A 3,439-nucleotide genomic window follows, 5' to 3' on the forward strand; every position below is an offset into this window, starting at 1 on the left:
CCTAACCATATTCCAAAAAATGAGATGAAAGTTGGTACTATTAATGAAATAATATCAATCACATCTTTATCTATTTGCATACTTCTTACACCCTTCTTTCCTTCATTTTCGGAAAAAAACACTTCTATAAAACACATTTTGTATGGAGTGGTGTGGTGAATAACACGATTCTTTGTTTTGATCTAGGTACGCGGACTGGGTGGGCGATACGTGGTGCAAGTGGTGACATGTTCAGTGGTACCGTGAATTTTCAATCGCGCCGTTTTGAAGGCGGTGGAATGCGTTATTTGCGTTTTAAACAATGGCTATCAGAAATAAAGCAGACAGCAGGTCAAATTGACGCGGTGTATTTTGAAGAGGTGAGGCGTCATAAAGGTACAGATGCAGCGCATGTTTACGGTGGTTTGTTAGCAACGTTAACGGCGTGGTGTGAACAGCATCAGATACCGTATGAGGGGATACCAGTAAGTAGGATTAAGAAAGCGACGACAGGCAAGGGGAATGCGTCGAAAGAAGAGATGATTAAGGCAATGTGTCTTAAAGGACACAAGCCATGTGATGATAACGAAGCAGATGCTTTAGCAATTTNAAATGGTATGCCGTGGATCAGATTTCATTTGTATGACTGGATTAGTGGTACAGATGGAATGACATTGGAGCAACGGGGCGTTTATATAACACTTCTTGTTCGCATGTATGACAAAAAAGCACCAATTAAAACAGATTTTGAAACGCTTGCACGCGCTTGCAATTGCTCGCAAAAAAAATTTGCAACGATTGTCGAATATTTAATAAGAGATAATAAACTTATTGAGATAGATGGTGGGTTGTGGAATGCGCGCGTTGAAGAAGAGCTAAAAGATTTTGCTGATAAAAAGGATCATATATCACAAATTCGTAGTGAAGCTGGTAGAAAAGGTGCACAAGCAAAAAGTAATATAAAACAACACGTTAATAATTTTGCTGAAGCAAACGACAAGCAAAACGTTTTTTTTGCTGAAGCAAACGCTAAGCAAAATCAAGCTATAAAGAACCAGAATAAGAATATATATAAAAAAAATAAAACTAACGTTTTATTAAAAAAAGAAACTGAATTTGAAGATTTAGAAACAATCGATTTGGTTGACGAGCCAATCGAGTGTGATGTTGAAAGCCAATCAGAGCAAATCAACCAACCAATCATTCACGAGCAGACAAGCGTTCCTAAGAAAGCCAAGCGAAGTAAGGGGAAAAAAGAACTTGGAAGCGTACCAGAAGATTTTAAACCCGATTTGCAATACGCAATCGATAAAGGCTTAACGCATGATGAGGCGTTATTAGAATTCGAAAGATTTAAACTTCATTGGAAAGCCAACCCATGTCGAAATGCAAACAATCGCGATTGGCAAAGTGCTTGGTGTGGTTGGATTATTAACCAGAATGGAACGCTAGCCAAGAAATTAGAACAGGAGAAACGATATGCAAACGAACGCTATAAGCTCTCAACAAATAACTTCACAAACAGCCTTTCACAAAGCTTCAGTACACTCAAAGCAGCAATCACCACTAGCGATTCTTATGGATCAGAATGCAGCAGAGATACAGAGGCTATCAGTTCATTTGCAAGCACTTGCCAAGAGAGTGGATCGGAGTGTGTATCCTCCAATCTCTATGCATGGAAAGCCGTTGACGCTGGAGGAGAGATCGCAAGTTTTGCAAGACTGTAATCGCTTACAAGCACTGCTTTCACGGAAAGTTACGGTTGAACATATCGAGGCAGCTGCTTATTTGCTTTCTGGTCTAAAAATACCAGCAAATATAGACCCTAATGTTATCGCTTTAAATTACAGCATAGCCTTATCAGATGCTTCAGAACATACCCTTAAACAGGCTGTTAAGGATATCATATGCGGAAAAGCAAAGGGCTTTTCGAAAACCTTTATGCCAACAGGAGCAGAGCTTGCAGAGTATTGCAGAAATTTGAAAGCAGAGCTTTTGGGGGGAGCATCAGTCATGAAATCGTATTTAAAAGCATTGAAGGATAAACAGCAAAGTAGTGAAATTTGCTGATGATTTTGAGAATAGATATGCGTTTAAATTGACAGAAAGGCACCGTACAGAGCGATTTAAAGATTTTGTGATAAAAACCACATTGAAATTAAAAACACTTCTGTACGGTCCATTTTGAGGCAAATAAACCCATTGGTAAAGTTATGGATTTAGATAGGGGATATTAAACCAGATGTTTTTAAAAAAACGTAAACAGAAAGGGCAAAAAAAGTGGGTTGCAACGGCGGTGGGGCATGCACCATGGGGATTAGGGGTAGCTGAGTATTTTTATAACCTTTACGAATATGATGATGGCACAAGAGAATACGAAGAATTTGACGGTGGTCAGTATCATGAGATGCCTGAGAAAGTTGATTACAGTACCAAGGCGCAAGTGAAAGCGTGGATATATGGAGGTGGTATTCCGAAAAGCGTTCTCAATTACGAACCTCTTATAGATGAGATCAATAAAGAGATCAAAAAATTATCAAAAACCGCAGGAAATAAATATGTTTACAGATAAGCAGCTAAGAGCCTTGTTTGGTATTATAATTTTTATATTTTTATGCTTTTTAGGAATTAAAAAAAATCCCTATTTTATCCAAGGTATTTTGATATTTGCATCTTTTGGTTTGATAATAATAACAAATATTTTTGTAATTTTATGCAATTCTCATATTCCTTTTGAGTTGCAGAACAATCCAAAATATAAAGATGATGATACAACAGGTTGGAAGATATTAACACGTGATTTACAACAGTATATGCACAGACTTTTACAGCTAATAAGTTTAGCACTTGTCGTTTTAATTTTTCCAAATAGTTATACTGTATTTTGGTATTTAGATATCGTTCTTTGGTACTTTTTTTTAGTTTATTCATTCTTTCTCATGTTGCATACACGCAGTTTAATAAACATGTCCATTTACGCACTACATTTTATACTAAAAACCAAAAGTAAAATTTAAAAGCACTTGATATTCAATTAGGTAGGTATCAAAATGAAAAAAATAAAAAATACGTATTGACATTAATAGAAGGTTCGTTTAGAAAGGTCGACAAGTGCTAAAAACACTTGTGATAAGCGGATAAACCACGATAAGGTTTCTCCCATCTTCAAAATACTGACTTTCTTTTATGCTATCATTGGCATATAACGGTTATGTCGGGTGTAGCTATGCCATACAATACCCTTCGCGAGGGAAAAGCATAGCGGCGGACTTATCACCGTGTTTTTAGCACCCGACGCCCTTATGGGCTGTTAATTAAAAACTTCATTGATAAGGATTACTAGCATGAGTGCTACAGTAAAAAATCAAAAAACATCTCCAAAATATCAACTCACCAATCAAACAATTCTTCGTGAGGGTAAAAAACTTTATCGCATTAAGGCGTTAAGAGATTTTGGTGA

General features: G+C 36.9%; 4 protein-coding genes and 1 pseudogene. All 5 read left to right on the forward strand.

The features are described 5' to 3' along the window. Nucleotides 1-155: 155 nt before the first annotated feature. A pseudogene (locus ACFILU_RS06505) lies at nt 156-587 on the forward strand (crossover junction endodeoxyribonuclease RuvC); the annotation flags it as partial. Beyond that, nucleotides 585-1,706 carry a YdaU family protein gene (locus tag ACFILU_RS06510; RefSeq protein ID WP_375675279.1) on the forward strand — a complete coding sequence of 374 codons (1,122 nt, stop codon included), beginning with the start codon at nt 585-587 and terminating at the stop codon, nt 1,704-1,706. The pseudogene ACFILU_RS06505 and the gene ACFILU_RS06510, both read left to right, overlap by 3 nt. Beyond that, nucleotides 1,693-2,049 (forward strand): hypothetical protein, encoded by a 357-nt coding sequence (locus ACFILU_RS06515; protein WP_375675275.1) that lies wholly within the window; start codon nt 1,693-1,695, stop codon nt 2,047-2,049. Before ACFILU_RS06510 ends, ACFILU_RS06515 begins: the two co-directional genes overlap by 14 nt. Nucleotides 2,050-2,221: 172 nt before the next feature. After that, nucleotides 2,222-2,551 carry a hypothetical protein gene (locus ACFILU_RS06520; RefSeq protein ID WP_375667894.1) on the forward strand — a complete coding sequence of 110 codons (330 nt, stop codon included), beginning with the start codon at nt 2,222-2,224 and terminating at the stop codon, nt 2,549-2,551. Then, the gene (locus tag ACFILU_RS06525; RefSeq protein ID WP_375675277.1) at nt 2,538-2,996 is read left to right on the forward strand and encodes a hypothetical protein; all 459 of its coding nucleotides are present in this window, start codon (nt 2,538-2,540) and stop codon (nt 2,994-2,996) included. Before ACFILU_RS06520 ends, ACFILU_RS06525 begins: the two co-directional genes overlap by 14 nt. Nucleotides 2,997-3,439 lie beyond the last annotated feature (443 nt).

This window comes from Bartonella sp. CL100XZDX, from assembly GCF_042195375.1.
GTDB lineage: Bacteria > Pseudomonadota > Alphaproteobacteria > Rhizobiales > Rhizobiaceae > Bartonella.